This window comes from Synechococcus sp. R55.2 (genome assembly GCF_047462075.1).
In the GTDB taxonomy this organism is placed as follows: Bacteria; Cyanobacteriota; Cyanobacteriia; order Thermostichales; family Thermostichaceae; genus Thermostichus.
Window position 1 is genome coordinate 1 of the sequence record NZ_JANSIH010000121.1, and the last position, 970, is coordinate 970.

Below are 970 nucleotides of genomic sequence, written 5' to 3' on the forward strand. Positions count from 1 at the left end.
CAGCAGTGTTCAGCGTAAATGTATCAGTCACGGTCAAAATGCAGCCCACAGGTTCTCACAAGCAGGTGACGAGCTTTTTGGCATAGCGGTTAGCGGTGCCCACGCGCAAATCCAGCAAGATCAAATCCGCTTTTTTGCCCACCTCCAAGCTGCCGATTTCCCCTTCCGGACCCAGACAGGCGGCACTGCCTTGTGTAGCCATCCACAAAGCCTGTTGCGCCGGCAGAGCAGCTCCATCCCCCGATCCCAACCGCTGCAGAAACACCGCCAACCGCATCTCCTCGATTCGATTTCTTCAGCCCCCACATGCACACAGTGGGCGGCCAAGGTCTGAGCACTCAGGGATCCCCAGCGTTTCAAACACTGCACCGGGGTCAATCCATAGCGAGCCTGTAGAGTTTCCACTCCCCGGCGAGTCTCCGCCAAGTGGGTGTGCAGCCCCACTCCATACCTTTGGGCTAGAGCGGATCCCTGGACAAAACTCTCAGGATGGCCAGAATAAGGAGCATGGAACCTGACCCAGATGTAAATTTGCCCCTCCCCGCGTCCATGCCAAACCTGGATCAAAGCCTCCGTGTCCGCCAGGGATTCTCCCACTCCCCTCGGTTCGTCGATCACCTGTGGGCTGAGGATCCCTCGTAACCCCGACTGCAAGCTCACTGCTGCTGCTAGATGTCGATAGATGCCAAGAGTAACTACGGATAGGGATCGTGAAGTTGGATTACATCCCCCCCTCTCCCATGCCGTACACGAAGACCGCTCTGGCAGAACGAGCCAACTGGTGTAGAGCAGGTAACATGGCAAGCTAATGGTCGACAAAACTGTTACCTCACTAGCTTGCCTTCACCCAATGGTGTCAGCTTTCAGGTAGAGAGGCTTGACGGAAGCCAACCCCCCTATTGATTGGGTTCCTCTTGATTGGGTTAGGGTGGTGGGCCTGGCACCGAGCTAGGTTGCCAGCAGGTCGCCC

The 970-nt window shown here is 56.8% G+C and carries 1 protein-coding gene and 1 pseudogene; both read right to left on the minus strand.

The annotated features are described in order from the left end of the window. Nucleotides 1–55: 55 nt before the first annotated feature. The gene (locus tag NW838_RS04540) at nt 56–265 is read right to left on the minus strand and encodes an amidohydrolase family protein (RefSeq protein WP_414427580.1); all 210 of its coding nucleotides are present in this window, start codon (nt 263–265) and stop codon (nt 56–58) included. 32 nt (nt 266–297) lie between these two features. Then, nucleotides 298–819, minus strand: a pseudogene (locus NW838_RS04545) (amidohydrolase family protein); the annotation flags it as partial. Nucleotides 820–970 lie beyond the last annotated feature (151 nt).